This window comes from Streptomyces narbonensis, assembly GCF_014649015.1.
GTDB lineage: Bacteria > Actinomycetota > Actinomycetes > Streptomycetales > Streptomycetaceae > Streptomyces > Streptomyces narbonensis.
The window spans coordinates 1-665 of record NZ_BMSF01000136.1 but is presented as its reverse complement, the minus strand read 5'-3'; the positions used below and the strand labels follow the sequence as shown (position 1 = coordinate 665).

The window sequence follows — 665 nt, the reverse complement described above, 5'->3', positions numbered from 1 at the left end:
AACTAATGTAAGACTACGATTTTTAAAATACTCTCCCCAATCTGTTATTTTAATTTTATTTTGTTTAAAATAAACATTTTTCGTTTTTAAAAAAAATAAAATAATAATAAGAGCTATAAAAATAGTAAAGACTTTAGAAAAAAACAATACATAATCATAAAACCAATTAATCATATTAAATTCCAATTTTATTTTGTTTAAAATAAGTTAAGTAATACGATCCCATAAACAAAATCCGGTTTTATTTCTAAGGCCATTTATATTTTCTCTATGTTCTAATAATTCTTTATTAACTGGATATATAATTTTTAAATTACCTTTTTTTAAACTTTTTAATTTTTTTTTATTTTCAATATTTTTTAAATTTAATATAACTTGACCTCCTGTCATAGCTAAATAAATTTCTGCTAATATTTCAGCATCTAATAAAGCTCCATGTAAATTCCGATGTCTATTATCTATATTATAACGTTTACATAATCTATCTATACTATTTCTTTGGCCTGGATGATTTTTTATTGCTAATTTTAAAGTATCAATAATTGTACATTTACTTCTAACTGGGCCTATATGATTTTGTTTACTTCTATTTCTATTACAAATTGAAAATTCATAATCAATAAATCCAATATCAAATTCAGCATTGTGCATTATAATTTCAGATC

The 665-nt window shown here is 21.1% G+C and carries 1 protein-coding gene; it reads right to left on the bottom strand.

Annotation, left to right across the window (positions count from 1 at the left end; genetic code table 11):
* Positions 1-207: 207 nt before the first annotated feature.
* On the bottom strand, positions 208-665 hold a 458-nt coding region (locus IE124_RS34285), incomplete at its 5' end, for an exonuclease domain-containing protein (protein ID WP_229833186.1).